Raw genomic sequence first — 26,838 nt, 5'->3', positions numbered from 1 at the left:
TCATACAGGATAACGGCTGTGCGCCGGCGCTAGTTAATCCACTTCAGTGTTTCCCTGCGCAGTTCAGAGGTGGTAAGGTCATCCATACGTACTAGGAAGCTTGCAGCAGATGCTTCCCTCTCTGTAAGTCATATGTGGCGCCTCTTATCCTCATCATAACCATTCATATCAAATGTGTTGATATGTAGTATTATATGGACGCGGAAATGGAAAATCAAGAGGGCATCTTATTTATTCCAATCTTTTTTTCTCATAATCATGATATGGGTATAATTTCATACGTTCTTGAAAAATTGCTTGGATGGTGACAACGACCCCGTGATCTGGTTCATCTGAAAAGACATGAACCATACTTGGAACCATACTGACGAGTGGACTAATCACCATATTATCAAGTTCAATTGCTTCCTCAAAAACCAGTTCTTCTTGCAGATGGTAAAGAACCTCATCTTTTGGAAGCTTTCTAAAATGTTTATCATAAAACATAAATTGTTCATCATGCACAACGTAAATCACCTCGAACTTCTGGGGTTTACATTGAACATATTGACGAAAGTCTTCAATCATGTTCTGATATTCTTGCTCTAGCATGTATTCATCAATCGCAATTTCTACACAATCTATTAACATCTCACCGTACTCTCTTAGTCGAAACGTTAAAAAGGGATCGTAGTAGAAGTTCGTTTCTTCTTCTAAACTATTAGCAAACGCATCATAAATATAGGCATATCGATTAAAAAAAGGAACTAAAGATGGCAAATCACTTCGATCTCCTTCTAAAATCGACCTGGCTATGGTAAGAATTTGTTGTTGTTCTTCCTCATCTGTAAAATAGAACATTGTCTCAATAATATCAAGTAACCAATCATCTTCTCTTGTTTTAATGACATGCTCTGTAAGAACTGATGTTAATAGTGGATGAAAGGAGTCATAGAAGCTTACATGCTTATTTGTATAATTAAGCACAATGGTTTCAACCCCATTTGACTCAACCTTGCCACCTAACCCTAATTCCGCATACCTTTCAATATAATCACGTAATAATACATACAATTGCTTGCAGTCACGTTCTTCTTCAAAATGAATGGCTATCACACCTATTCCCCCTAACCCACTCAACTAGAAAACTCATCTATGATTACACACTCATGAAGTCATTTAGACAGGCTTTACTCCATCCTATGCTGTTGTGTCAAAAAAATGATTAATTTTTCACATACCATCTTTCAAGGGGAACAAAAAAGCTCTTCTCCTAAATATAAGGAAAAGAGCTTATGATTAATTTTGCATGGTAAAATCTTTTTCAGCCGCCGTTTCACCCTCAAACATACGTACAATGTCATATTTGGTGTTTCGTTGTGCTGGAACTTTACCAGCTTCACGAATTAAACGAAGGATTTCATTCGTATTAACCTTATGTGTCGTACCAGCTGCTGATACCACATTTTCTTCAATCATTGTGCTACCAAAATCATTACAACCGTATTCAAGCGACTGCTTTCCAACCTCTGGTCCCATAGTAACCCATGAAGATTGGAAATTTGCAATATTATCAAGGAAGATTCTAGAGATCGCAACATTCTTCAAATAATCACGCGCACCTAGTTTTTCTGTTTTCCACATGCCTGTATTCTCCGGTTGGAATGTCCAAGAAATGAATGCTTTAAAGCACTCCGTCTCATCTTGAGCATCACGTACACGTTGAAGATGAAGCGCACGCTCTTCATTTGATTCTCCAAACCCAATAACCATTGTGGCAGAACCATGCATGCCGACACGTTTAGAAGCTTTCATCGCTTCCATCCACTGCTCCCATGTAATCTTCAAGCGACTGACACGAAGACGAGTCTCTTCTGTAAGAATCTCAGCTCCACCACCAGGCATGCTATCTAGGCCTGCAGCATGTAACTCGCGTAGAACTTCTTCTACAGTCATATTAGAAACGTCTGCAATCTTCCAAATTTCCGCTGGTGAGAAAGAGTGCATCCAAATATCAGGAAAACGTTCTTTAATACCCCGAAGCAAGTCTGTATAATAATCTAATTTCAAGTCCGGATTAGTACCACCTTGCATCAAGATCTCCGTTCCACCAACATCAATCGTTTCTTGAATCTTCTGGAAGATACGTTCATCTTCTAAAACATAGCCTTCATCGTGACCTGGCTTACGATAAAACGCACAAAAACGGCAGTACGTATCACAGAAATTTGTATAGTTAACGTTTCTTCCAATTACAAAAGTTGTAACAGGTTCCGGGTGCCACTTCTTCATTATCTTATTGGCTACCTCACCCATTTTTTCTACTTCATCACTTTCATATAAAGCAATCGCATCTTCCATTGAGATGCGCTCCCCATTTACCGCACGTTCAAGAATTGCATCGATGCTCATGATCATGACCCTCACAATCTATCAATTTAAGATACCTTCATCCTATCACAGATAGAACCCTTAAGAAAGCAAGGGCGATTCTTGTACCAAAAATTTCAAATTTATTATTTAGACTCCCGTCGATTATGACCTTTAACCGTCACAAAAGTCGTTTGGTGTTTAATACGTTCCATAATGCGCTTTGCTTTCAGCTCCTCTATTCCACCTCGATCGGAATAAGACAAATGTTCCTCTAGCTCATCATAGTCATAATTCGAGGTGAAAAGAGTTGGTAACTTCTCCAGCATACGATATTGCAAGATCACTCCAAGTACATCATCGCGAACCCAACTCGATGTTGTTTCAGCTCCAATATCATCTAAAATCAATACTTTGGCACGTTTTATCCGATCGAGTTTACCTTGAAAGGTCCCATCACCTATCGATTGTTTCATCTCACGAAAGAAATCAGGCGTATACACCGTATAGGATTCAACCCCGCGCTCATAAAGCTCATTAGCAATTGCACCCATTAAATACGTTTTCCCGACGCCAAATTTGCCGTAGAAATACAAGCCCTCACCGTTTTCACCTGGCTCTGCTTTTAAAGCAAACTCAAGAGCAGCAGCCCCCGCTTCTTCTCGCTCTCCATCCATATCAATGTCTTCAAACCGAGCTTTAAGAATATCTTTTGGGATGTAGAGTGACTTCATTAATTGTTGTTGCTCTTTATGCTGCTTTTCTTGAACTTTTAAGGCACAAGGGAGATAGCGAAGCTCTAGGTGTCCACGTTCAATCTGAAGGGTCGGCTGATAACCTTTCATCATGTTCGGACATGCTTTTAATCCAGGGCAATTCGCACAATGGGTTCGCTCCTTCTTAAATTCATACAATTTCACCATACCACGGTCAACCATTTCAGTAGTAAGCGAATATTTTTCCATTCTCAAAAATTCTTGAATAAAAGGGTCTTTAAAAAGTTCTTTCTTTTGGTTCTCTAGCCGTTCTTGTAATCCTGCACTTTTAGTCCACTGTTTTAACGTGGATTGTATTGGCTTCATCTAGTTCTCTCCTTTCTCCCTTTTGCGTTTTTTAAGCTCCTCCATCATCTTGTCAAAACGTTCTTTGGCATCAGTGGTTTCAGGAGATGATTCAGGCGTTTTCTTTTCTTGGTCCTTATTCTTCTCTTTTTCTTTTTCTTCTACTAACCATTTTGGTAAACGATCGCGCCTTGTGTTCTTTCTCGGTCCTTGCGTACGCTTAGAAGAGGCATTTGATTGGCTTCTTTCCTTTGCAAAGACTTTCTTTTCTTGTTCTTCTCTTGCAAGAACCATTGCATCGGCTACTTTACTAATTTTTTTCCTAGCCCAGTGAGCAGCAATTTTATCAATTAAAGCTTTTTGAAGCTTCATATCGTGCTGAAAAAGAACATAATCGATTAAGACATTCGCTACACCTGGTAATAGCTGATAATCCATTAGTAAGGATTCAACAATTTTCGCATCTGCAGGGGCAACATAAGCTCCATCTGAACGAATTTCGAGTAAGGTTAGAGGAGGAGTTGTTTCATAAAATTTAATAATCTTTTCTTCTTCTGTTTTCGGCTCAACAGATGTCATCGTTTGATGCTGAATCGGGTGAACCTTTAACCCAAGCCCTGGTGGCTCCGAACTATGTTCAATTTTGTACCACTCTTGCGCTTTCTTTCGTAATAAATCTATATCAACTTCATCATCATGAAGGACAGCTTGCCCGACAATCCGACTCATCTCTAGAGGTTCTATTCGGTAGACAAAAGCAAGCCTGATGATCGCTTGATTAACCTCTTTAGTAAGTAATTGTTCTGGGACAATAAAGCTTGATAAATCTTTTTTCATTAGTTCAAAATCAAAATTCCCTTCAATAAATGTTAACGAATCCCCATCCTGCCCTAGTAATTCCGAAGCCTCATTAAGCTTCATTGCATCTGATGTTTCTGATTGTAGATTAGACACGATTTCAGAATGATGGAGAGAATGAAATATTTCATCAAATGAGTGTGTTAATTCGGTATACTCCCCTTTGTCTACCTTGTCTTCTGTGAACCGTTCGCGCAATTGTCGATATTTCTGTTTTCCTAGACGATTAAATAAATAGACACTTAATACATCATTTTCGAAAAACTGTTTTGGGGACATTGGTTGTTGCAATTCATATAAATAAGAGGACCCTTCCTCCTTACTATTCTTATAAGTCTTTAAAAGTCCGATGGCTTCTAGCTTTTTTCGTTCTTCAAAAATCGTTTGGAGGGGGATATTCATCATCAGCATCAACTGTCGGTGCGTCTGACTCTCACTCCAATATTGATCACGTTCTAATTGTGACCACAAAGTCATGTACAAGCTATGGGCTAGGGCTCCAACTAAAGGCTGGTACAATAACGTAATCACTTTTTGATCCAAATCTGTTAAGTAGCTGGAGACACGTACTGTGAACGAGTCAACCGGCAACAGTTCCTTCCAATGCCAACTCATTGAATGTCCCTCCTCTCCTCAGGTCATGAGTAAAAAAGAGCTCATAGCGTATTCACACTACAGCTCTTTAACCTTATCCTTTATTCATTAATTCCGTTAGTTCTTTGATAAATACATTAATATCCTTAAACTGGCGATAGACCGACGCAAAGCGAACATAAGCGACATCATCTATTAAGGCTAGTCGCTCCATCACAAGCTCTCCGACATCTTCGCTATTTACTTCATTCTTACCTTTCCCTCTCAACTCGCGCTCAACTTCATTCACAATCTGCTCTAGCGTTTCAAGTGGAACTGGTCGTTTTTCACATGCTCGAATAAGCCCACGTAGTATTTTATCACGACTAAACTCTTGGCGTGTTCCATCTTTCTTTACAACAATGAGAGGTACTTCTTCTACCATTTCAAATGTCGTAAAACGATTACTGCATGATTCACACTCTCGTCGTCTACGAATTGAGCGGCCCTCATGGCTAGGTCTTGAATCAAGTACTCTCGTTCCATTATATTGACAAGCTGGACACCGCATGTAATCATCTCCACTTTTCTGTATCTTCTGTTAGACACAGCTTCCGTTCTTTTCTCTATCATATAAAAAAAGACGATATCTGACAAGCTTGGCAGGGTATCTTTCCCCTACTTAAAATTAGAGTAACTCTTCTCCAATCCCCGAACCAACAAAGGGTAGCTCTTGGTCCAACCTATCATACAGAGCAAGAACAATTTTTTTGCTTTTACCAAAATCAGATGGAAGGCTCGTACCAGTTGAACAAGAAAAATCAACCGCTGTTCGAAACGGCTTGACCGTTACGATCGTTGCAATCAATAAAGATTCTCCACCATTTTTAGGTTGAGCAATCATTTCTCCACGTTCTTCTTCGATCCGCTTAACTTGCCAACCCGATGATTGAACGACACTTTCAACGGCCTGTATTGCTTTGTCTTTAGACGTTTTGTAATATCTCGTTTTCAATTGATCAACAGAGTGTTTTTCTGTTGTTTCAGTCCGATTATTTACTAACTTGCCAAAAAGTTCTCTTAATGCCATTTTTCTTCACCTGACTTTTCTTTTCTTTATCATATCACACCCAAGAGCATTTTTAGGAGAAGAAAAAGAGCATACAAAAAAGAGAGGTGAAAACAAACCTCTCTTTTAAAATGGAAAGCTAGAGGGGATTACCCTCTTTCTCCCTATGTTAGAACGCATTAACTTTTGATTTTTCTGCTTTAACTGGTCCCATTCCTCTTGGCACTTCAATTACTTCACTTGAGCTAGCACCAAGCGCTTCAGCAATGTAATTAGATGCCACATTCGGATCAATACGATCTCCACATGTATATACATCAATACTTGCATAACCATGTTCTGGAAAGCTGTGAATCGTTAAATGAGACTCGGAAATGATGACTACGCCACTAACACCATGTGGTGCAAACTTGTGAAATGCAACTTCTCGTACTTCTGCACCTGATTTAAGCGCAGCATCTACAAATGTTTGTTCAATAAAACTCATATTATTCAACTTCTCAGTATTACAGCCCCAAAGTTCTGCAATAACGTGACGACCCATAGTGTCCATAAGTTGAATCCCCCTTCACAAAAAATTCATGCCTTCTCAAGCATGTAGGAACGTTCAATTACACGGGGGAAAGTTAGTCCAAAGAGGTCCTAACCCTTTCTGCAAGTAAACGAATCCTGGTTTGCTTTAATTGAAGTTCACGAAAATCAGTATACTTGTTTTATAATTTTAATGCAACCAATCCTTGTCATTTTTTTAAAAGAAATTTTTACTACTTTTTTATCAAATTTGACAAAGGTTGATCCAACAGTATATACGTGATTTCCATAGCACTCTTCTCTTGTTAGGGTATCCAAGTCAGCGGTAGCTATGAGTGAGAATTAACCAACATGAGATGGAGTAGTCATTTTTTTAGCAACAAGGTTCATTAAATCAACAACTCTACAAGAATAGCCCCACTCGTTATCATACCAAGCAAGAACCTTCACCTGACGTTCGCTCATTACCATCGTCGATAACCCATCAATAACAGAAGATTGCTCTTCTCCATTATAATCAATTGATACAAGTGGTTTTTCTGAGAATCCTAAAATCCCTTTCAGCGACCCTTCTGCAGCCATTTTCAAGGCAGTATTCACTTCTTCATGAGTAACATCCTTTTTAACTTGAACAACTAAGTCAACTAAGGAGACATTTGGTGTTGGTACACGTAAGGCCATTCCATTTAACTTTCCTTCAAGCTGAGGAAGTACTTTTGCAATAGCTTTTGCAGCCCCTGTTGAAGTCGGGATAATCGATTGACCACACGCACGAGCTCGACGAAGATCTTTATGTGGATTATCAATATTTTTTTGGTCATTTGTATAAGCATGAACAGTTGTCATTAAACCGCTTTCAATTCCGAACGTTTCATCTAATACTTTTGCGACTGGCGCTAAGCAATTTGTTGTACAAGATGCATTCGAAATAATGTGATGTTTAGAGGCATCATAATCCCCATCATTTACACCCATTACGATTGTGATATCTTCTTCTTTAGCCGGAGCGGTAATCAATACTTTCTTAGCACCAGCTTCAATGTGATAACCCGCAGTTTCTTGTGTCTTAAATTTACCAGTTGCTTCAATAACAATATCTACTCCAAGTTCTGCCCAAGGTAGCTCACGAGGGTCACGTGAATGAAGTAACTGCACAACTTTCCCATCAACTACAATCGTATCGTCTTTCGCTTCAACAGGAAGAGTGTATGTTCCGTGAATACTATCATATTTGATTAAGTGAGCAAGTGTTTCTGCAGGATAGCTCGCATTGATTGCAACAACCTCCACTTCATCCTCTAGCATTGCTTTGCGAAATACCATACGGCCAATACGACCAAATCCATTGATGGCAACTTTAACCTTCATTTGAATTCCCCTCTCCAAATATATGTTATACTCAATATTGTTTTTATGTTAATTAGTATATCATATATACCACAAGAGGACGATTACTTTTTTGAAAATCTGAAAAAATTGGATGAATGACTAATTAGAAAGGTGGAGATTGCTCGTTAAGGGAGGAGGACGGTGGAGGTTTGACAATAAGAAGCGCTTTTTGCTTCGTTTGACAAAGTGAAGCGACCAATGACCTGAGCCAATGAAGCCAGACAAGAAAGGCGGAGGTGAGTGGTATGGTACATTAAAAAACCCCTCTATAAATTAGAAGGGTTTGCTTTCCACTGATTAAGGATCATTTTCACTTGTGATGCCGTTTCTTCTAATGAGCCACTATTATTAATAACGGCATCAGCACGCTCGCGTTTATCTTTTAAAGGAAATTGTGAAGAGATTCTAGCCAGTGCATCCTCTTTACCAGCTTGATCTCTATTTATCAACCGCTCTAATTGTGTTTGTTCATCTACATAAACAAGCATCACCTTATCCACTAAGTGGAACAAATCACTTTCAAATAAAAGTGGTATATCAAAAATGACTGTTTGATGTCCACTCGCTTCATAACGCTCTTTTTGAGCCAGCATTTTTTTTCTAACCGCTGGGTGAACAATGCCATTTAATGCCTTACGTTCATGCTCATCATTAAAAATAATAGAACCAAGTTTTTTGCGATTTATCGATTGATCTTCCAGTAGGATCTCCTTACCAAAATGACGGACAATCTCTTGATAAGCAGACTCTCCTGGCTCTACTACTTCCCTTGCAATTTTATCTGCATCAATAATTGGATAACCCCACTCATTTAACCAATTTGAAACTGTTGATTTCCCACTTGCAATTCCACCTGTTAATCCAATTCGCATACTTGTATCCTTTCTTTTCCGTTGAACGATTTAAAGACTCAAAACTCCTAGTACAATTAATAACAAACCTGGAATAAATGAGAACTTTTTAATCCATGGTGACTCCGAAAAGCGAAACCCGCTCTTCATCCCCCATGTAACAAATAATGCACTCATTAGCGCAACACTTAAAGCCATTGGTATAGGAGAAAATCCAATTAGAGCTGCTCCAATTCCAGCTCCGAATGCATCCAGCGATAAAGCGATCCCTAGTAAGACTGCTTCGCGTCCCGTAATGGTACCTGAGTTATCGATATCTGCTACCATCGGCTTTCTTAATATCCTGATGACGACACCGAACATTTTAATTTCAAAGTTGATGATGATCTCATCTTCTTTAGTTTTCTCAGAAGCTTTTGCAGGCCTAAACACCTGATACATGGCCCAAGCTCCTATCAAAATTAAAATGATTCCGCCAATCGAACCCGCTACATCCTCAGGTAATACGCGCTGTATCACCCCTCCAAAGACCATCGCCACTAAAATAGAAGTAGCAGAACAACACGCAATAAACACTAAAGATTTAAAGGGTAACTTCATCTTCCGCAATCCATAGGTCAATCCGACACCAAAGCTATCTAAGCTCACGGCAAGCGCAAGCGCAAGTAATGAAAGAATCTCAACCATCTTGATAAGCTCCTCCCACCTAGACGATACGATAGTATATGGCAAGAGCCTATCCGATGTACGTTAGATTTGGCAATTTGGACAATAATGAGTCCCGCGACCTCCAACCACTATTTTCACGATTTCTGTTCCACACTGACGACAAGGTTCATTTTTCCGTCCATATACATCAAGCTTTTGTTGAAACAAACCCATTTCACCTTGTCCGTTCACGTAAGACTTAATGGAACTCCCACCGAGGTCCACCGCTTCTTGTAAAGTCGTAACAATCGCATGATGGAGAACAATCAGTTCTTCTTCTGATAAGGCTTTGGCAAGACGCTCGGGGTGAATGCGCGCTCTAAATAATGCTTCATCCACATAAATATTCCCAAGCCCTACTACAGTCTTCTGATCTAATAGTGCTACTTTTATTTTTCGATTTGTTTTATTAAAAGCCGCTTGCAATACTTCAGCTGTAAATTGCTCTGAGAAAGGCTCCATCCCTAACTGAGCTAGAGGCAGCACCCCTTCTTCTGACCCTTTTGGAAATATATGCATCGTCCCAAATTTTCTTACGTCTTGATACCTTAACTCATCCCCATCGGTAAAATGAAAAATCACATGAGTATGAGGCGTCAGTTCCTCATCCTTTTTATAAAGGCCATAACGTCCCTCCATTCGAAGGTGAGAAACCATCACCACATCATCGCATTCAAATAGTAAAAATTTACCTCTTCTACGAATTTCTCGAATGGTCTGGTTTAATAGAAGCATTTCAAATTGCTTCGTATCGTCCGGCTCTTTAATAATGTTTGCCCATTTGACGGTCACACTTGAAATTGTTTTACCAACAACAAGCTCGCTCAACGTACGCTTAACAGTTTCCACTTCAGGTAATTCTGGCATAGACATTCCGCTCCTTACTTTGCATCATACCAAGTGTCACCAGCTGAGATATCAACTTTTAAAGGAACATCCAACTCAACAGCTTGTTCCATCACTTCCGGAACAAGCTTCATCATGACATCTATCTCTTCTGGGGGAACTTCAAATATAAGTTCATCGTGTACTTGTAGAAGTAATCGGCTTTTTAGTTGTTCCTTTTCGAGACGAATAGCCATTTCTACCATTGCTTTTTTAATAATGTCTGCTGCCGTACCTTGGATTGGCGTATTCATCGCTGTTCTCTCAGCAAAACTACGCAGATTGAAGTTACGACTAGTGAGCTCAGGTAAGTAGCGACGTCTGTGTAATAAAGTTTGAACAAACCCACTTTCTCTTGCTTCATCCACAATTCGATCCATATAGTCTTTTACGTTTGGATAACTATTAAAATAACGTTCAATGAACTTCGCTGCTTCCTTACGAGTGATACCTAGGTTTTGTGATAATCCGTAGTCACTAATTCCGTAGACAATTCCAAAGTTAACAGCTTTTGCACCTCTTCGCATATCTGAAGTAACCTGATCTTCATCTACATGGAAAACATCCATAGCCGTTTTTGTATGAATATCCATATCTTCTTTAAAAGCTGTAATTAACTTTTCATCGTTAGCAATATGAGCAAGGACCCTTAATTCAATTTGAGAATAGTCAGCGGCAAGCATTTTCCAGCCTTCTTCTGAAGGAATAAATGCTTTTCGAATCTTACGTCCTTCTTCTAAACGAATCGGGATGTTTTGTAAATTAGGATCCGTTGAACTTAATCTCCCGGTTTGTGTAAGTGCTTGATTAAATCGAGTATGAATTTTGTTTGTGTCCTTATGCGTTACTTTAACAAGCCCCTCAATGTAGGTTGAATTTAATTTCCCTAATTGACGATAATGAAGAATATGACGGATAATTTCATGTTCTTCTGCTAATTTTTCAAGAACGTCTGCCGATGTAGAGTAGCCCGTTTTTGTTTTCTTAATTACTGGAAGACCCATTTTTTCAAACAACACTTCTCCTAATTGCTTAGGTGAATTAATATTAAAAGTTACTCCAGCATGTTCATGTATATCGGATTCAAGAGTAGCGAGACGCTCCTCTAAGTCTTTCCCCATTGCTTTTAGCTGCTCAACATCTACTTTTACTCCCCCTGTTTCCATGCGACCAAGGACCACAGATAAAGGCATCTCTAAATCTTTAAAGAGCTCAAATTGTTCATTCTGCTTAAGTTCTGACTCCATTTGCTCTTTTAATTGATAAATCACATTTGCTTTTCTGACTAAATGCTCCGCTAGCACTTCACGTTCGGGAACTTTTCGCTTTGCACCTTTTCCATATATAAATTCATCTTCTTGAATGCTCTTAGCTCCTTTACGAGTTGCAATATCTGCAAGATCATGAGAAGAGTGCGAAGGATCAAGTAAATAAGAGGCCATTAATAAATCAAAGTCAACACCATCTAATAATACATTTTGCCATCCTAGAGTGACAACGCCTCGCTTAGCATCAAGTAACCATTTTTTTTGATCTTCATCTTTTGCCCATGACACAAATACGTCTGATTGAAGAGCAACCTCAGTCGGAATAAAATAACGACCTTTTTCATGGACTAACCCAAAACCAATAATGTCAGCCTGATGGTAATTCTCTTCTAACACTTCAACAATTAGAGCAGCTGGAGTCATTAGATGCTCTTCTTTCACTTCTTCTAGCACCTCATATGAAAGCTCTTCTAAAGGTTCATCTGACTCCTTAGCTCCAGAATCAAATTGATCAACTAATGATTTGAATTCAAGCTCCTTAAATAAAGAAACCACTTTTTGCTCATCATATTCACCAAATTGGAGCTCATTAAGGGATAAGTCATATGGGACTTCTGTAAATATGGTTGCAAGTTCCTTACTCATTAATGCTTGATCTTTATTCTCCATCAGTTTCTCTTTTAACTTCTTTCCAGAAACATCCTCAATCGCATCCAAGACCTTCTCAATTGTTCCAAATTGTTTTAATAACTTTAACGCCGTCTTTTCTCCGACACCAGGTACGCCAGGAATATTATCTGAACTATCCCCCATCAATCCTTTCATGTCGATAATCTGTTCTGGCTTAATTCCATACTTCTCATCAATAAGCGCTTCATCGTATGACTCCACGTTGGTAATCCCTTTTTTCGTTAATACAACCGTTACATAATCAGAAACAAGTTGAAGTAAATCTTTGTCTCCAGAAACAACTTTCACTTCCCACTTTTCGTTTTCGGCTTGCTTAGCAAGGGTACCGATAATATCATCTGCTTCATAATTATCAAGTTCGAACCTCTTGATATTAAATGCATCTAACAATTCTCGAATAAGCGGAAATTGTTCCGAGAGCTCAGGAGGGGTTTTTTGACGCCCTCCCTTATAAGATTCATATGTTTTATGACGAAATGTCGTCTTTCCAGCATCAAATGCTACAAGCATATGTGTTGGTTTCTCCTCTTGAATGATTTTAAGGAGCATCGTTGTGAAACCGTACACCGCGTTTGTGTATACACCTTTATCATTATTTAGTAGAGGCAAGGCAAAAAAGGCACGATAAGCAATACTATTTCCATCAATTAATATGAGCTTCTTCAACGAATCGGCTCCTTTCTAGTCGAATTATTGTTACCTTAATTGTAGCATAGTGGCGAGCGAAAAAGAAAAGCCCCGCATAGGCGAGACTTTTACTTATATGCTTTTGAAATTAATCAATATAGCCCATTAAAATACGAGCATATGGTGAATCACCTGGAAGGACAATGACCGTATCCTCACCGATAGTTCTTTCATAAGATTGAAGGGTACGATAGAGTTGATAAAAATCTGGGTCACGACCAAAGGCATCATTATAAATCGATGCTGCCTCCTCTTCCCCTTCCCCTTCAATGACTCTAGCATCTGCTGTTGCTGTTGCCACAATCTCTTGTACTTCACGATCTGTGTTCGCTTTAATTCGGTTGGCTTCAGCGTCCCCTTGAGACAAGTAATCTTGAGCTGTTGATTGCCTTTCTGAAATCATACGACGATAAACAGCTTCTTCGTTCTCTTCAGGTAGATCTGTACGTTTCATTCGAACATCCGTAAGAATAATTCCGTAATGATTACGTTCTAATGCTTCATTTACTCTTTCACGCACAAGTTCGTTAAAACTTCCTCTTGATGATTTTTCTTCATTAATAATCTCATCGAAGTTTAATTGACCTAGTTCTGCACGAATCGCTGAAAAGATAATTTCACCCATGATCGCTTCTGCTCGCTCAATAGTTGTAGCGTTAGAGATCATTAGTTGTGGATCTTCTATCCGCCATAAAGCATAATGATCAGCTAACATTCTCTTTTTATCCAATGTATTAATTTCAGCTGGGGGAATATCGTAAATCATTTGGTATTTCGGTAATGTTGTGACCGATTGGATGAATGGAATCTTGTAACTTAAGCCTGGTTCATCCACAACGCGCACTACTTCTCCAAATTGACGGACTACCTTATACTCTCCTTGTTCTACAATAAAAAGGTTACTTATAATGGTTGCTAAAATTACTATTAAAATAATCGCTACAGCAATTAATTTCACATACTTGCGCCATTCGTCACTAGGACGACGTTCATTCAAATTCACAATGTTCTCGTCACTCATTAGTTACTTCCCCCCTCTGCAGCTTCAGGACGACGCTCTAGTGGTCTAATTGGTAAATAATTTACGGTATCATTATTGCTATCCATGATGTATATTTCAGTATCTGGTAATACTCGCTCTATCGTTTCTAGTACTAAACGTTGTCTAGTTACTTCTGGATTAACAACATATTCGCTATAAAGAGAATCAAATAAGGAAGCATCCCCACGCGCACGTTCTACACGCTCTGCTTTTGTTCCTTCAGCACGAGAGATAATCGCATCTTTCTCCCCTTCTGCCTCGTTTATTTTTTGATTTCTATATTTATTTGCTTCGTTGATTTTTGTTAAACGTTCCTCACGTGCATCTGTTACGTCCATAAACGCACGGCGTACTTCATCAGTAGGTAGTTCAACATCTTGTAGTTTAACATCTTGAATACTAATACCAATCTCATAGACTTCAAGTAGTTCTACAAGATTTTCAAATACTTTCGCCTCAATTTCAGGACGTTGATCGGTTAATGCTTCGTCAATTCCTGAGCTACCAATTACTCCACGAAGAGCAGCTGAAGTGGCACTGTAAAGTACTGATCTCGCATCTTCAGTACTATATAAGTATTGTTCAGGATCTGTAATTCTCCATTGAACGGCTAAGTCAGCAAAAAGAATATTCTCATCACCCGTAATCATTTTTGCTTCGTTCGTAAACTCTACAACTTCCCCATCTTCTTCACTGTAACCTACTTGAAGATTGTATGTACCTCTTGATAGGATTTCCACACGCTGAATTGGCCACGGCATTTTAAACTTCAAACCTGGTTCAGTAACGGTTTCGTCCACTTTCCCAAATGTAATCAATGCGGCTTGTTCTGATTCATCGACAATATACCAACCAGTTGCAAGAAACAAAGCAAGAATGGCAATACCGATCAAGGAGACAAACCCAACAACTAATTGTTTGACTGTCATTCATAATCCCCCTATTTTAATAATTAATGGTACCTTTTATACGAGATATCTCTCTAAAAAGATTCAAAATCTCATGATAAAGAATGGTATTTTCTAAATTATAGTAGAAAATACCTTACTATTATAGTATATATTTACACAAAGCTGGAGGAAAAATTACTAATCTAGATGAATCAATGAGGGAGTATTAGAGTGGGATTGATTGTGAATAACCATCCTCCACCTTGAAAACAGAGGTTATTAGGTTTTTACAATAGAAGAAAGACGAAAGCTAAGGGGTGCTTTCGTCTTTCTAAGGGGATGTAAATCAACGTGTCCAAACAAATAGATGGGATGAGCATCTAGAATGTTTGCTTAGCATTGATGAAACCGTTCATAAGTTATTATAGGTAATCGACATTAAGTTATAATGAAAGAAATGTAAAAGTATTGTAAAATTTTTATATTCCTAGATCATTATGACTATCGCTGTTGATTTCTAATAAAAATAACTTTAAATGTGGTTCCCATACCAAGCTCACTCGAAACGGAAAGCTTTCCGTTATGCGCCTCGACAAGATGCTTAACTATCGCCAACCCTAATCCAGTTCCACCAGAGTTTCTACTACGCGCTCGATCTACCCGGTAAAAACGTTCAAAGATGCGTGGCAATTCAGCCTTCTCCATTCCAATCCCATTATCTTGTACAACGAATTCAATTGATTCTTTTTTAGCAATGATCGACACATCAATTCGACCGTCATTGGGAGTGTACGTTATCGCATTACTAATTAAATTAATTGCAATTTGCTTTAAGCGCTCTGAGTCACCATCCATCTCTAATCTTGCGGCTGTGTCCCCATGTAAATTTAACTTTATTCCTTTATCCTCCGCTTTGGGACGAAGGAGTTCAACGACATCCTCAGTAATTTTAGTTAAATCGGCTTTCCCCCAATTAAGACTAAAATAGTGTTGTTCTAACTTAGATAGTTCTAATAAGTCTTGTATTAAACTTTGTAATCTCTCACTTTCTTGATAAATGATCGTAAGAAATTTCTCTAAATAAACAGGATCTTTCATTGCCCCATCTAATAAAGTCTCGGAAAATCCTTTTATAGATGTAATAGGTGTTTTTAATTCATGTGAAACATTTGCCACAAAATCTTTACGAACTTGTTCAAGCTTTTTCAGTTCCGTAATATCATGTAAAACAAGAACAATACCTTTCATTATCCCCATTTCACTCAAAATAGGTGCTGCATGGATATCAAAATGCTTTGTATCAAGCCCGTTAACAAGCGTAATCTGTTCTCGATGCCTTTTTTCTGTTATAAAGACTGCTTGAACAATTTTTATAAGTTCTTTGGATTTAATGGTTTCATGGTAAAGTTGATTCAACCAAACATTTGTATTTTCTTGAAAGACATCGTGACACCTTTGATTAATCAAGGAAATATCTCCTCTTGCATTAATAAAGATGAGACCACTTCCCATGTTATTAATTAAAGTCTCAAGCCGCTCTTGTTGTGCTTCATGTCGCTTTGTAATTTGTTCAAGATTATAAGCGAGCACATTCATTGAGCGAGTCAACTGTCCAACTTCATCCTTCTTGCCTTCAAACGTTCGAGCTTTAAAATTCCCTTCTGCCAGCTCAATTGCAACTTCAGAAGCATTTTCAATCGGCTTAATCATTTCATTTGCAATCCGATAAGTGATCGTCCCAATCACAACAAAGGCAATCGTGAAACTTACAGCAAGAATCCACCAAATCGTTTCATTAAGATTTGTGATGGTTTGAGTTGCTACACCTATTCTAACGTATCCAGCTTCCGTTCCCTCTATTTCGTACGGTACGGCATAGTAGTATAGTTCCTGGTTCACCGTGTCACTATATCTAATCTCTATTTCAGGTCTTCCTTCTCGAATGGCTCTGATCTCAGGACGTTCATAATGATCATCCATTGTAGATGGGTCTGTTGCCGACTCCCCCAATACAGTACCGTCAACAGCAATAATCGTGACTCTCGCATCCAAACGTTCACTCATTCTCAACGCGAGCAGCTGCTCATCAATTTCGTCTCCTTCGTGAGATTCAATCGTGTATGCAGCTAATTCAGCTTCCTTCATAAGGCGATCTGTTAAATGGTTTTCATATATATTTTTATAGACCTGTCCAATAATCAAGCCCAAGCTAGCCATTACCAGTAAGGTCATACTTAAAATAGCAAATACCAGCCTAAACTTGAGTTTATGCATGAAGCTGCGGCTCTTCTAATTTATAGCCTAGTCCTCTAACCGTTTTAATGTAAACCGGTTTCTTTGTATTCGGCTCTATTTTTTCTCGCAAGTGACTGATATGAACGTCGACAATGCGTGTATCACCTACAAATTCATAATTCCACACGGCATTTAACAATTGATCTCTCGTCAATACTCGACCTTTATGATTAGCTAGATAAAGGAACAGTTCAAATTCCTTAGGAGTTAGTTCAAGTGCTTTCTTATGTACATGTACTTCGTAATTGTCAGGGTAGACCTCTACATCTCCAATACTGATCATATTAGCAGTATGTTCATCAGGACTTTTTTCATTTACAGCAGTTAAATGAGTGCTTCTTCTTAAAATTGCTCGTACCCTTGCTACTACTTCTCTTGGGCTAAATGGTTTTGTCATATAGTCATCTGCTCCGAGTTCAAGTCCTAACACCTTATCAAACTCATCATCTTTTGCTGTTAGCATAAGAATTGGTGTCATCTTTTTATGTTGTCGGAGTTGTTTACACACATCAAGTCCATCCATTTTTGGTAACATTAAATCTAATACTAATAGATCAAATGGTTCATTTTTAGCTAACGCTAAACCTTCTTCACCATCAGATGCTACTGTAACTTCAAACCCTGATTGTTCCAAATTGAATTGTAACAATGTTGCAATCGATTCCTCATCATCAACGACTAAAATTCTCTGTGCCATTTGTTCACCCTCCACACTCTACCTATGTAGAACTTATATTAAACGGCTCCCCTGCCATCGAAAAACAATTTATACTCATCCCTATTCTTCATTAGTATACCAAAGTTAGATTAGATGTCGTCACACTTTTTCAACTTTTGATGTTTCAAGTTATCATTCTACGAAAAAACCCTTATGATCTCTTTAGACCATAAGGGTTTTTTCAAGGTGATATTAGTTGCTTGGAAGTGCCTGCATAACGTTACGAATAGAATCTACAGATTTTGCTAGTGCTTCTTTTTCGTCGTCCGTCAAATCAAGTTCGATAATCTTTTCGATTCCATCGCCACCAAGAATTGTCGGAACACCTGCATAAAGGTCTTCGTAACCATACTCGCCTTCAAGGTAAGCAATCGTAGGAATCACACGTTTCTTATCTTTAATGATCGCTTCAACCATTTGAGCTAGTGACGCTGCTGGTGCATAATATGCACTACCGTTACCAAGAAGGCCAACAATTTCACCGCCACCTTTACGTGTACGCTCAACAATAGCATCAATACGATCTTGTGGAATTAACTTCTCAAGAGGTACGCCTCCTGCTGCTGAGTAACGAATAAGAGGTACCATATCATCACCATGGCCACCAAGTACAAATCCAGTAATATCTTCAACAGAAAGGTTTAATTCTTGTGCTACAAACGTGCGGAAACGAGCTGTATCAAGAACGCCTGATTGACCAATTACACGGTTTTTAGGGAAGCCAGATTCTTTATATACAGTGTATGTCATAGCATCTGCAGGGTTTGTTAAAACGATGATGTAGCAGTTAGGCGAATGCTTTACCACTTCTTTCGTAACTGCTTTCATGATACCAGCATTCGTACTCACTAAGTCATCACGGCTCATACCAGGTTTGCGAGCAATACCAGCAGTAATCACAACGACATCAGAATCTTTAGTATCTTCATAGTTTGAAGTACCCACAATATTTGAATCTACACCTTGAACAGGTGTTGATTCAAGCATATCTAATGCTTTCCCCTTTGTCGGGCCTTCTAGTTGCGGGATATCTACTAATACAACATCTCCAAGCTCTTTTTGAGCAACCATTAATGCTGTTGTAGCTCCTGTGAAACCTGCTCCAATAACTGAAATCTTTCTACGCTTAATTGCCATTTCCATCAACTCCTAGTTATGATTTAACAAACCTTTCAAAAACGATTAGACAGTAAATTGTTCAAGAAGTCCTAAAAGGACTTCTTGAACATTAAGATGATTAAAGGTTGTTGATCAATTCATCAGCAAAGCCAGAACATTTCACTTCCGTTGCACCATCCATTAGACGTGCGAAGTCATATGTTACTACTTTACTAGCGATTGTTTTATCCATAGAAGCCATGATTAAATCAGCAGCTTCATTCCAGCCAAGGTGACGAAGCATAAGCTCTCCTGATAGAAGAACAGAAGAAGGATTTACTTTATCAAGACCAGCATACTTAGGAGCCGTACCATGAGTCGCTTCAAAGATTGCATGTCCAGTATCATAGTTGATGTTGGCACCAGGTGCGATACCAATTCCTCCAACTTGTGCAGCAAGTGCATCAGAGATGTAGTCACCATTTAAGTTCATTGTTGCCACAACATCGAACTCTTTAGGACGAGTGAGGATTTGTTGTAAGAAGATATCTGCAATCGAATCCTTAACAATAATCTTACCTGCTGCTTCTGCTTCGGATTGTGCTTTATCTGCAGCGTCTTTACCTTCTGCTTCAACAATCTTGTCATATTGAGCCCAAGTGAATACTTTATCGCCAAATTCACGCTCAGCAACTTCATATCCCCAGTTTTTGAAAGCACCTTCTGTATATTTCATGATGTTTCCTTTGTGTACAAGTGTTACACTCTTACGGCCTTCATCAAGAGCATACTGGATAGCCGCACGAACCAGTCGGTCTGTACCTTCCTGTGACACAGGCTTAATACCAATACCAGATGTTTCAGGGAAACGGATCTTGCTAGCACCCATCTCTTCACGAAGGAATTTGATTAATTTCTTCACTTCATCAGAACCTTCTTGATACTCAATACCAGCATAAATATCTTCTGAGTTCTCACGGAAGATAACCATGTTTGTATCTTCAGGACGCTTTACTGGTGAAGGTACACCTTCAAAATAACGTACTGGACGTAGACAAACGTATAAGTCAAGTTCTTGACGAAGGGCAACGTTTAATGAACGAATTCCACCGCCTACTGGTGTTGTAAGAGGTCCTTTAATAGCGATCATATATTTACGTACCGCTTCTAATGTTTCTTCTGGTAACCAGCTCCCAGTTTCATTGAATGCTTTTTCACCAGCTAAAATTTCTTTCCAAACAATTTTCTTTTCGCCATTATAAGCTTTTTCTACTGCAGCATCCATTACACGTGAAGCAGCTGCCCAGATATCAGGGCCAATTCCGTCCCCTTCGATATAAGGAACAATTGGGTTATTTGGTACGTCTAAAACTCCATTTTCTACCTTGATTACTTCTCCGTTTGCCATGTTACATTACCTCCCTAGATTGATAAAGCTATCTTTCACTGTACAAGACAAGTATGACCTTGTCCTCCCCTAACTTATGTACAAGGAGCTATAAACTCCTTGCTACGCTAATTAGCGTTGTTCAATTGGAACATATGTCTGTTTACCAGGTCCCACATACTCAGCACGTGGGCGAATTAGACGGTTATCACTATACTGCTCTAAGATGTGAGCTAACCAACCTGATGCACGGCTGACAGCGAAGATTGGGGTAAACAAATCATGTTTGATCCCAAGACTATGGTAAACACTAGCAGAATAAAAATCAACATTTGGCAATAAACCTTTTTCGCCAGTAACCATATCTTCAACTTTTAAAGACATCTCGTACCACTTAGATTCACCTGTAATATCAGTTAAGCGTTTAGACATTTCACGTAAGTGTTTAGCACGTGGATCTCCATTTTTGTATACACGGTGACCGAAGCCCATAATTTTCTCTTTATTATCAAGAGCTTTACGGATATAAGGTTCGACATTTTCTACTTCTTCAATTTCAGTTAGCATCGACATAACCGCTTCATTTGCTCCGCCGTGTAATGGGCCTTTAAGAGCTCCGATAGCTGCTGTGATACCAGAGTATACATCAGAAAGAGTAGCTACACATACACGTGCAGTAAACGTTGAAGCATTAAGCTCATGGTCTGCATGTAACACAAGTGCTTTATTAAATGCATTAACAGAAACCTCATCTGGCTCTTTACCATTTAGCATGTAAAGGAAGTTTGCTGCAAAACCTAAGTCCTTACGAGGGGCAACAGGCTCTTGCCCTTCACGCACTCGAGAAAACGCTGTCACAATTGTAGGGATTTGTGCTTGGATCTTAAGCGCCTTTAAGCGGTTCGCTTCTTCTTCCATTACATCCGCATTTTCATCAAATAATGCGAGACTTGAAATTGCCGTACGTAGAGCAGCCATTGGATGAACTTCATTGATTGGATATGATTTCATCTGATCAATAATTGCTTGTGGAATTTCAGCATGATCAGCAAGCTCCTGTGTAAACGAACGTAGTTCTTGCTCTTTTGGAAGACGTCCGTTCCAAAGAAGATAAATAACCTCTTCAAAACTCGCATTATCTGCTAAATCGTCAATATCATACCCTTGATAGGTTAAGACACTTTCAATAATCGAACTGACACTTGATGTCGTTGCTACAATTCCTTCTAGACCACGAGTTGTACTCACGTTAATCTCTCCTTTTCCCTGAATATCTTTTTCATCTTTCGGTAAATGCTTACATTTCCATTTTGACGAAATGAAAATGTGCGCTATGTAGGAAGGATGTACACAAGCACCATTATAAACATTTTTTACACTTTTGTGAACGTTTAAATAGTAAATTAATTTACTCATTTTAAAACTATCACTTAACTTAGTATTCTGATAGTTTTACTTAGTGGTCGGCTTAGCCGCCCAAATTTGTGAAGAATTGTACAACCCTCATCGCCAAATAAGCGATCCCTGCACCGATCAAAGGACCTACTGCTACACCATTAAATAAAGCGACAGCTAGAATTGTACCAAATACCAATGCGGTCGTAATATGAGGATCATTTTGTAATAGATCAATTCCACTTGATGCAATTAATGCAACAAGAATGCCAGATGCTAGTGCAACCCATGCATAAGAAGAACGCACAGCTTCACCAAGTTGTTTAAAACCAATTTCCCCTGTAACAATTGGTGTTAATACTGCGATTGTAATCACCGTCACACCAATGTTTATACCTTTTTGTTGGAATAGTGGAAATAATTTGTCTCCAAGTCCCACCCATTTGATAATAAGTAGAATGCCAACAGCCACAAGCAAGGATTGATTTTTAGCAAGAAGGGCAACGGCAAGTAGAATTAGCATAAATAACGTTGCTTGTGAAAACAAGTTTGTACCCAACCTTCCTCCTTAGCAATTCTACCTTATCATATCATAGTTTTGAAAATTCCGCCATGTTTGACACTCATACACAATGCTCAAAAGAATGTCTTAAATAAAATAAAACCACAGGTAAGGTCCTGTGGTTAACGTCTAGACATAATGATAAAATTTCCATTTTTTATCATTTCATTAAATATCTTGAGTAGAAATGCTTTCGCAATCCCACGAGTTTGAGGGATTAGTAAAAAGAAGCCAATTGCATCTGTAATAAAGCCCGGTGTAAGTAAAACAACCCCACCAATTAAAATACAAAGACCATCTAACATTACACTACTAGGCACCTGTCCTTGACTTGTTTGCAGTTGTGCCACTCTGATTGCTTGTAAACCTTCTTTTTTTGCCAGCCAAGCCCCTAGGATTCCCGTTAGAATAATAAGAGCGATCGTCGGCCAAATTCCAATTGTATTTCCAGACAAAATAAGAACGGCAATCTCTAAAGCCGGAACGATAATAATTAGCAATAATAGGATTCTAAACATCGTTCTCTCCTTCACAATAGTGAATTAAATACACTTCTAAAGAAAAAAGGAGAAGGATCATCCCTCTCCTTACTACTCATTATAGTACACTTGCATGTCCTCTGTAAATGTCACCACGTGCCCCATCGACTGTGATCTCTTCACCGTCTTGGAATAAGTTCAATGCATTGGCCACCCCTACAATGACTGGTGTACTTAAACTTAACCCGACAACTGCCGCGTGAGAAGTTAATCCACCTTCTTCTGTAATAACAGCTGCAGCTTTTTCAAAAGCAGGAATCATATCTTTATCTGTGCTATACGTTACAAGAATTGATCCTTCTGTTACTTTATCGTTTGCTTCTTGAGCATTTTGCGCCACAACTACTTTACCTGAAGCTGAACGACGACCAATCCCTTGTCCTTTAGCAACAACTTCTCCAATCACATGAACTTTCATGAGGTTCGTTGTTCCTGTTTCACCTACAGGCACTCCTGCGGTAATGACTACTAGATCACCTTGTCCAATTTGTCCAGCTTTTACAGCTGTATTGACAGTGCTATCAAGCATTTCATCAGTTGTTTCAGCATTTTGTCCAAGTAGAGGGTATACTCCCCAAACTAAGCTTAATGTACGCATGACACGCTCATTACTAGTAACAGCAACAATAGGTGATTGCGGACGATACTTAGCTACGACACGAGCTGTGTAACCACTCTCTGTAGCTGTTAAAATAGCAGATGCATTTAAATTAAACGCAGCATGAGCAACAGACTGACTTATTGCACTTGTAATAGATGGACGTGTTTCTTTCGTACGCTTAGAAAGAATCGCTTGGTAATTAAGTGCTTGTTCCGTACGCGCTGCAATATTATTCATCGTTTGAACAGCTTCTACAGGATAGTCACCCGCAGCCGTTTCACCCGATAACATAATCGCATCTGTACCATCAAATATAGCATTTGCAACATCACTCGCCTCAGCACGAGTTGGTCGTGGGTTACGTTGCATAGAATCAAGCATTTGTGTAGCTGTGATAACTGGCTTCGCTACTGCATTACACTTTTTAATTAAGTCTTTTTGTACAAGTGGAACTTCTTCTGCTGGAATTTCAACACCTAAATCTCCACGTGCAACCATTAGACCATCCGAAACTTCAAGAATTTCATTGATGTTATCTACACCTTCTTGATTTTCAATCTTTGGAATGATTTGAATGTCAGTTGCTTGGTGTTGTTCTAGTAACTCACGAATCTCAAGTACGTCCGTAGCACGACGAACAAATGATGCAGCGATAAAGTCAACGCCTTGCTCGATACCGAACTTGATATCAGCTGTATCCTTATCAGTGATCCCAGGAAGGTTTACACTCACATTAGGTACATTTACACCCTTTTTATTTTTGAGAGTTCCACTGTTCAGCACCTTGGTTACGATCTCTTGTTCTTTCACTTCCACAACTTCTAGACCGATTAAGCCATCATCAAGAAGGATTTTCGAACCTGGATGTACATCTTGAACAAGTCCAGGATATGTAATAGAAATTTTCTCGGAATTACCTACTACTTCAGTCATTGAAAGAGTTAAGTGGTCTCCTGCCGTTAATTCTGCTACGCCACCCTCCAATGTTTGCGTACGAATTTCAGGTCCTTTTGTATCTAAAAGAATGGCTACTGTTTTACCAGTGCGCTCTGAAGCTTCACGGATGTTAGCAATTCGTGCACCATGCTCTTCAAAATCTCCGTGAGAAAAATTCAATCTCGCTACATTCATACCTGCTTCAATAAGCTGAACCAATGTGTCGATTTGTTCACTTGCTGGTCCAATCGTACATACAATTTTAGTTTTACGCATATTCTGCCTCCTGTAATTGCTTATCTAATTATTTAAATGGAAAGCTCTTGTGATAGCTTGTACATTTCTAAATCAATAGTATGTGGTTCTGCTAAAATCTCATCAATATCATGATGAACCAATTTATTGTTTTGAATTCCTACTGTTCTGCCTGCTTCGCCATCAATTAATAAATCAACAGCTTTAGCTCCAAGACGACTTGCGAGTACACGGTCAGCGCCAGTAGGTGACCCCCCACGTTGAATATGGCCAAGAACAGTTACCCTTGTTTCCATCTTCGTTTCATCACTAATCCTTTTACCGAAATCAAAACCGCTGCCTGCACCTTCAGCAACAATGATAATACTATGCTTCTTACCACGCTCTTGTCCACGTTTAAGACGACTAATAATTTGATTCATGTCATAATCAGCTTCAGGAATGACAATCGTTTCAGCCCCATCTGCTAAACCAGACCAGAGCGCCAAGTCACCCGCATGACGTCCCATTACTTCAATCACGTAGGTACGTTCATGAGACGTTGCTGTATCACGAATTTTATCAATTGCATCAATAACGGTGTTTAAAGCTGTGTCAAAACCGATTGTAAAGTCAGTTCCAGGAATATCATTATCAATCGTACCAGGAACACCAATTGTCGGGAAACCATGCTCGGTTAGTTTTTGAGCTCCGCGGTAAGAACCATCTCCACCAATCACGACCAGCCCTTCAATGCCGAATTTCTTTAACTGCTCAATTCCCTTTTTCTGTCCTTCAAGGGTTTTAAACTCTTCGCATCGTGCTGTATAAAGCATTGTCCCACCGCGATGAATAATATCACCTACTGAACCAAGCTCCATTTTGCGAATATCACCGGCAATTAACCCCGCATATCCATAAGAGATTCCATACACCTCTACATCATGAAAAATTGCTTTACGAACGACCGCACGGATTGCGGCATTCATTCCTGGTGAATCTCCACCACTTGTTAATACTCCAATTCGTTTCATGAGTACTCCCTCCATCAATCAACTAAATTTATATATCAAAAGGTGACTTATCATTAAAATCCCTTTTTTTACAAACCTCAAACGTATTTCGTGGCTTTCCACCTATTATCATGCTCTCATTTTAAAAAAATACCACTTTACAGCACTGAACACAATACAGATGCTTCCAAAACAAAAAGTGCTTTCTTTTGTACAGAAAGCACTTTACCTTATTCTACGCCATTGGTATCGTTTACAAACGTAAATTGTCCGATTTTTTTGTATTTTTGATAACGTTTGTTCACTAACTCATCTTTGGATAATACTTCCAATTCTTCTAGTGAAGCAGATAATGTTCGATCAATGGCTTCGGCTTGACTTTGCACATCTCGATGCGCTCCGCCTTTGGCTTCTCGAATAATATCATCAATAACACCTAACTCTTTTAAATCAGGAGCTGTAATCTTCATCGATTCAGCTGCTTTTTGAGCAAGTGTTGCATCCTTCCATAAAAGAGCAGCTGCTCCCTCAGGAGATATGACTGAATAAGTCGAATTTTCTAGCATGAAAATTCGATCTCCTACTCCTAGCGCTAGTGCACCACCACTTCCACCTTCCCCAATAACAATGCAAACAACCGGTACCGTTAAACCAGACATTTCAAGAAGGTTTCTTGCAATCGCTTCACTTTGTCCTCTTTCTTCTGCTGCCATCCCAGGGTAAGCACCTTTTGTATCAATAAAGCATACAATTGGACGATTAAACTTTTCAGCCTGTTTCATCAGCCTAAGAGCCTTACGGTAACCTTCGGGATGAGGCATTCCAAAATTACGACGAATATTTTCTTTTGTGTCTTTTCCTCTTTGATGGCCAATGACGGTAATCGGTTTTCCATGATATTTCGCGATACCACCTACAATAGCAGCATCATCTCCATATAGACGATCTCCATGCATTTCAAGGAAATCAGTAAACAAGTACTCGATGTAATCAAGGGTTGTAGGACGATCACTGTGTCTAGCAATTTGTACTCTCTCCCAAGCTTGAAGATTTCCATAAATGTCTTTTTCTAATTGTTGAAGTCTATTCTCAAGCTTCTCAATCTCATCACTTAAATCGATTTCTTTTTCATTTGTAAACGTTTTAAGTTCAGAAATTTTATCTCTTAATTCAACAATTGGTCTCTCAAATCCTAATTCACTCGCCATG

Annotated in this window: 24 protein-coding genes; all 24 read right to left on the bottom strand. The window is 39.0% G+C overall.

Features of this window, described 5'->3' with window-relative positions:
* Positions 1 to 231: 231 nt before the first annotated feature.
* On the bottom strand, positions 232 to 1,095 hold the full coding sequence (gene ytxC, locus RYX56_RS10555; protein WP_317122024.1) for a putative sporulation protein YtxC: 864 nt from the start codon (positions 1,093 to 1,095) through the stop codon (positions 232 to 234).
* 183 nt (positions 1,096 to 1,278) lie between these two features.
* Complete coding sequence (gene mqnC / locus RYX56_RS10550; RefSeq protein WP_317122023.1) at positions 1,279 to 2,391, bottom strand: cyclic dehypoxanthinyl futalosine synthase; 1,113 nt, start codon at positions 2,389 to 2,391, stop codon at positions 1,279 to 1,281.
* 104 nt (positions 2,392 to 2,495) lie between these two features.
* Positions 2,496 to 3,431, bottom strand: a complete 936-nt coding sequence (dnaI, locus tag RYX56_RS10545; protein ID WP_317122022.1) for a primosomal protein DnaI — start codon at positions 3,429 to 3,431, stop codon at positions 2,496 to 2,498.
* Positions 3,432 to 4,883: a replication initiation and membrane attachment family protein gene (locus RYX56_RS10540; protein ID WP_317122021.1), complete on the bottom strand. Its 1,452-nt coding sequence runs from the start codon at positions 4,881 to 4,883 to the stop codon at positions 3,432 to 3,434.
* A gap of 73 nt (positions 4,884 to 4,956) precedes the next feature.
* Positions 4,957 to 5,412: a transcriptional regulator NrdR gene (gene nrdR, locus RYX56_RS10535; RefSeq protein ID WP_047973478.1), complete on the bottom strand. Its 456-nt coding sequence runs from the start codon at positions 5,410 to 5,412 to the stop codon at positions 4,957 to 4,959.
* 117 nt (positions 5,413 to 5,529) lie between these two features.
* A complete protein-coding gene (locus tag RYX56_RS10530) occupies positions 5,530 to 5,931 on the bottom strand; it encodes a DUF1499 domain-containing protein (RefSeq protein WP_317122020.1) in 402 nt (133 codons plus the stop codon).
* 148 nt (positions 5,932 to 6,079) lie between these two features.
* Positions 6,080 to 6,463: an adenosylmethionine decarboxylase gene (gene speD / locus RYX56_RS10525; protein WP_047973476.1), complete on the bottom strand. Its 384-nt coding sequence runs from the start codon at positions 6,461 to 6,463 to the stop codon at positions 6,080 to 6,082.
* A 320-nt stretch (positions 6,464 to 6,783) separates the two neighbouring features.
* The gene (locus RYX56_RS10520) at positions 6,784 to 7,809 is read right to left on the bottom strand and encodes a glyceraldehyde-3-phosphate dehydrogenase (protein ID WP_047973475.1); all 1,026 of its coding nucleotides are present in this window, start codon (positions 7,807 to 7,809) and stop codon (positions 6,784 to 6,786) included.
* A gap of 287 nt (positions 7,810 to 8,096) precedes the next feature.
* On the bottom strand, positions 8,097 to 8,702 hold the full coding sequence (coaE, locus tag RYX56_RS10515; protein WP_317122019.1) for a dephospho-CoA kinase: 606 nt from the start codon (positions 8,700 to 8,702) through the stop codon (positions 8,097 to 8,099).
* Between the two features lie 30 nt (positions 8,703 to 8,732).
* Positions 8,733 to 9,368, bottom strand: a complete 636-nt coding sequence (ytaF, locus tag RYX56_RS10510) for a sporulation membrane protein YtaF (RefSeq protein WP_317122018.1) — start codon at positions 9,366 to 9,368, stop codon at positions 8,733 to 8,735.
* A gap of 63 nt (positions 9,369 to 9,431) precedes the next feature.
* Positions 9,432 to 10,256 (bottom strand): DNA-formamidopyrimidine glycosylase, encoded by an 825-nt coding sequence (gene mutM, locus RYX56_RS10505; protein ID WP_317122017.1) that lies wholly within the window; start codon positions 10,254 to 10,256, stop codon positions 9,432 to 9,434.
* A 14-nt stretch (positions 10,257 to 10,270) separates the two neighbouring features.
* Complete coding sequence (gene polA / locus RYX56_RS10500) at positions 10,271 to 12,898, bottom strand: DNA polymerase I (protein WP_317122016.1); 2,628 nt, start codon at positions 12,896 to 12,898, stop codon at positions 10,271 to 10,273.
* 109 nt (positions 12,899 to 13,007) lie between these two features.
* Positions 13,008 to 13,940: a protease modulator HflC gene (gene hflC / locus RYX56_RS10495; protein WP_317122015.1), complete on the bottom strand. Its 933-nt coding sequence runs from the start codon at positions 13,938 to 13,940 to the stop codon at positions 13,008 to 13,010.
* Positions 13,940 to 14,890 (bottom strand): FtsH protease activity modulator HflK, encoded by a 951-nt coding sequence (gene hflK, locus RYX56_RS10490; protein WP_317122014.1) that lies wholly within the window; start codon positions 14,888 to 14,890, stop codon positions 13,940 to 13,942. The genes hflC and hflK overlap by 1 nt, the downstream gene beginning before the upstream one ends.
* A 462-nt stretch (positions 14,891 to 15,352) precedes the next feature.
* Positions 15,353 to 17,125: a two-component system histidine kinase PnpS gene (gene pnpS, locus RYX56_RS10485; protein WP_317122013.1), complete on the bottom strand. Its 1,773-nt coding sequence runs from the start codon at positions 17,123 to 17,125 to the stop codon at positions 15,353 to 15,355.
* Positions 17,118 to 17,843, bottom strand: a complete 726-nt coding sequence (locus RYX56_RS10480) for a response regulator transcription factor (protein ID WP_317122012.1) — start codon at positions 17,841 to 17,843, stop codon at positions 17,118 to 17,120. Before RYX56_RS10480 ends, pnpS begins: the two co-directional genes overlap by 8 nt.
* A gap of 213 nt (positions 17,844 to 18,056) precedes the next feature.
* Positions 18,057 to 19,001 carry a malate dehydrogenase gene (gene mdh / locus RYX56_RS10475; protein WP_317122011.1) on the bottom strand — a complete coding sequence of 315 codons (945 nt, stop codon included), beginning with the start codon at positions 18,999 to 19,001 and terminating at the stop codon, positions 18,057 to 18,059.
* A gap of 100 nt (positions 19,002 to 19,101) precedes the next feature.
* A complete protein-coding gene (icd, locus tag RYX56_RS10470; RefSeq protein WP_317122010.1) occupies positions 19,102 to 20,370 on the bottom strand; it encodes an NADP-dependent isocitrate dehydrogenase in 1,269 nt (422 codons plus the stop codon).
* 111 nt (positions 20,371 to 20,481) lie between these two features.
* On the bottom strand, positions 20,482 to 21,597 hold the full coding sequence (gene citZ, locus RYX56_RS10465; RefSeq protein ID WP_317122009.1) for a citrate synthase: 1,116 nt from the start codon (positions 21,595 to 21,597) through the stop codon (positions 20,482 to 20,484).
* 220 nt (positions 21,598 to 21,817) lie between these two features.
* Positions 21,818 to 22,291 carry a DUF441 domain-containing protein gene (locus RYX56_RS10460; protein ID WP_317122375.1) on the bottom strand — a complete coding sequence of 158 codons (474 nt, stop codon included), beginning with the start codon at positions 22,289 to 22,291 and terminating at the stop codon, positions 21,818 to 21,820.
* A 137-nt stretch (positions 22,292 to 22,428) separates the two neighbouring features.
* Positions 22,429 to 22,824, bottom strand: a complete 396-nt coding sequence (locus RYX56_RS10455) for an FxsA family protein (RefSeq protein WP_317122008.1) — start codon at positions 22,822 to 22,824, stop codon at positions 22,429 to 22,431.
* A 79-nt stretch (positions 22,825 to 22,903) separates the two neighbouring features.
* Positions 22,904 to 24,658, bottom strand: a complete 1,755-nt coding sequence (gene pyk, locus RYX56_RS10450) for a pyruvate kinase (protein WP_317122007.1) — start codon at positions 24,656 to 24,658, stop codon at positions 22,904 to 22,906.
* 32 nt (positions 24,659 to 24,690) lie between these two features.
* Complete coding sequence (pfkA, locus tag RYX56_RS10445; protein WP_317122006.1) at positions 24,691 to 25,650, bottom strand: 6-phosphofructokinase; 960 nt, start codon at positions 25,648 to 25,650, stop codon at positions 24,691 to 24,693.
* 209 nt (positions 25,651 to 25,859) lie between these two features.
* Entirely contained in the window at positions 25,860 to 26,837 is a 978-nt protein-coding gene (accA, locus tag RYX56_RS10440; RefSeq protein WP_317122005.1) for an acetyl-CoA carboxylase carboxyl transferase subunit alpha, read from the bottom strand.
* Between the last annotated feature and the right edge of the window lies 1 nt (position 26,838).

Source organism: Alkalihalophilus lindianensis (genome assembly GCF_032843265.1).
Classification (GTDB): domain Bacteria; phylum Bacillota; class Bacilli; order Bacillales; family Bacillaceae_D; genus Alkalihalophilus; species Alkalihalophilus lindianensis.
The sequence above is the reverse complement of the archived record's forward strand: the minus strand, read 5'-3'. Positions and strand labels throughout refer to the sequence as shown.

Bases quoted from the DNA above. Each gene is read 5' to 3' on its own strand.
- mqnC (WP_317122023.1), bottom strand. From the start codon at position 2,391: ATGAGCATCGATGCAATTCTTGAACGTGCGGTAAATGGGGAGCGCATC.
- dnaI (WP_317122022.1), bottom strand. From the start codon at position 3,431: ATGAAGCCAATACAATCCACGTTAAAACAGTGGACTAAAAGTGCAGGA.
- RYX56_RS10540 (WP_317122021.1), bottom strand. From the start codon at position 4,883: ATGAGTTGGCATTGGAAGGAACTGTTGCCGGTTGACTCGTTCACAGTA.
- nrdR (WP_047973478.1), bottom strand. From the start codon at position 5,412: ATGCGGTGTCCAGCTTGTCAATATAATGGAACGAGAGTACTTGATTCA.
- RYX56_RS10530 (WP_317122020.1), bottom strand. From the start codon at position 5,931: ATGGCATTAAGAGAACTTTTTGGCAAGTTAGTAAATAATCGGACTGAA.
- speD (WP_047973476.1), bottom strand. From the start codon at position 6,463: ATGGACACTATGGGTCGTCACGTTATTGCAGAACTTTGGGGCTGTAAT.
- RYX56_RS10520 (WP_047973475.1), bottom strand. From the start codon at position 7,809: ATGAAGGTTAAAGTTGCCATCAATGGATTTGGTCGTATTGGCCGTATG.
- coaE (WP_317122019.1), bottom strand. From the start codon at position 8,702: ATGCGAATTGGATTAACAGGTGGAATTGCAAGTGGGAAATCAACAGTT.
- ytaF (WP_317122018.1), bottom strand. From the start codon at position 9,368: ATGGTTGAGATTCTTTCATTACTTGCGCTTGCGCTTGCCGTGAGCTTA.
- mutM (WP_317122017.1), bottom strand. From the start codon at position 10,256: ATGCCAGAATTACCTGAAGTGGAAACTGTTAAGCGTACGTTGAGCGAG.
- hflC (WP_317122015.1), bottom strand. From the start codon at position 13,940: ATGAGTGACGAGAACATTGTGAATTTGAATGAACGTCGTCCTAGTGAC.
- hflK (WP_317122014.1), bottom strand. From the start codon at position 14,890: ATGACAGTCAAACAATTAGTTGTTGGGTTTGTCTCCTTGATCGGTATT.
- pnpS (WP_317122013.1), bottom strand. From the start codon at position 17,125: ATGCATAAACTCAAGTTTAGGCTGGTATTTGCTATTTTAAGTATGACC.
- RYX56_RS10480 (WP_317122012.1), bottom strand. From the start codon at position 17,843: ATGGCACAGAGAATTTTAGTCGTTGATGATGAGGAATCGATTGCAACA.
- mdh (WP_317122011.1), bottom strand. From the start codon at position 19,001: ATGGCAATTAAGCGTAGAAAGATTTCAGTTATTGGAGCAGGTTTCACA.
- icd (WP_317122010.1), bottom strand. From the start codon at position 20,370: ATGGCAAACGGAGAAGTAATCAAGGTAGAAAATGGAGTTTTAGACGTA.
- RYX56_RS10455 (WP_317122008.1), bottom strand. From the start codon at position 22,824: ATGTTTAGAATCCTATTATTGCTAATTATTATCGTTCCGGCTTTAGAG.
- pyk (WP_317122007.1), bottom strand. From the start codon at position 24,658: ATGCGTAAAACTAAAATTGTATGTACGATTGGACCAGCAAGTGAACAA.
- pfkA (WP_317122006.1), bottom strand. From the start codon at position 25,650: ATGAAACGAATTGGAGTATTAACAAGTGGTGGAGATTCACCAGGAATG.
- accA (WP_317122005.1), bottom strand. From the start codon at position 26,837: ATGGCGAGTGAATTAGGATTTGAGAGACCAATTGTTGAATTAAGAGAT.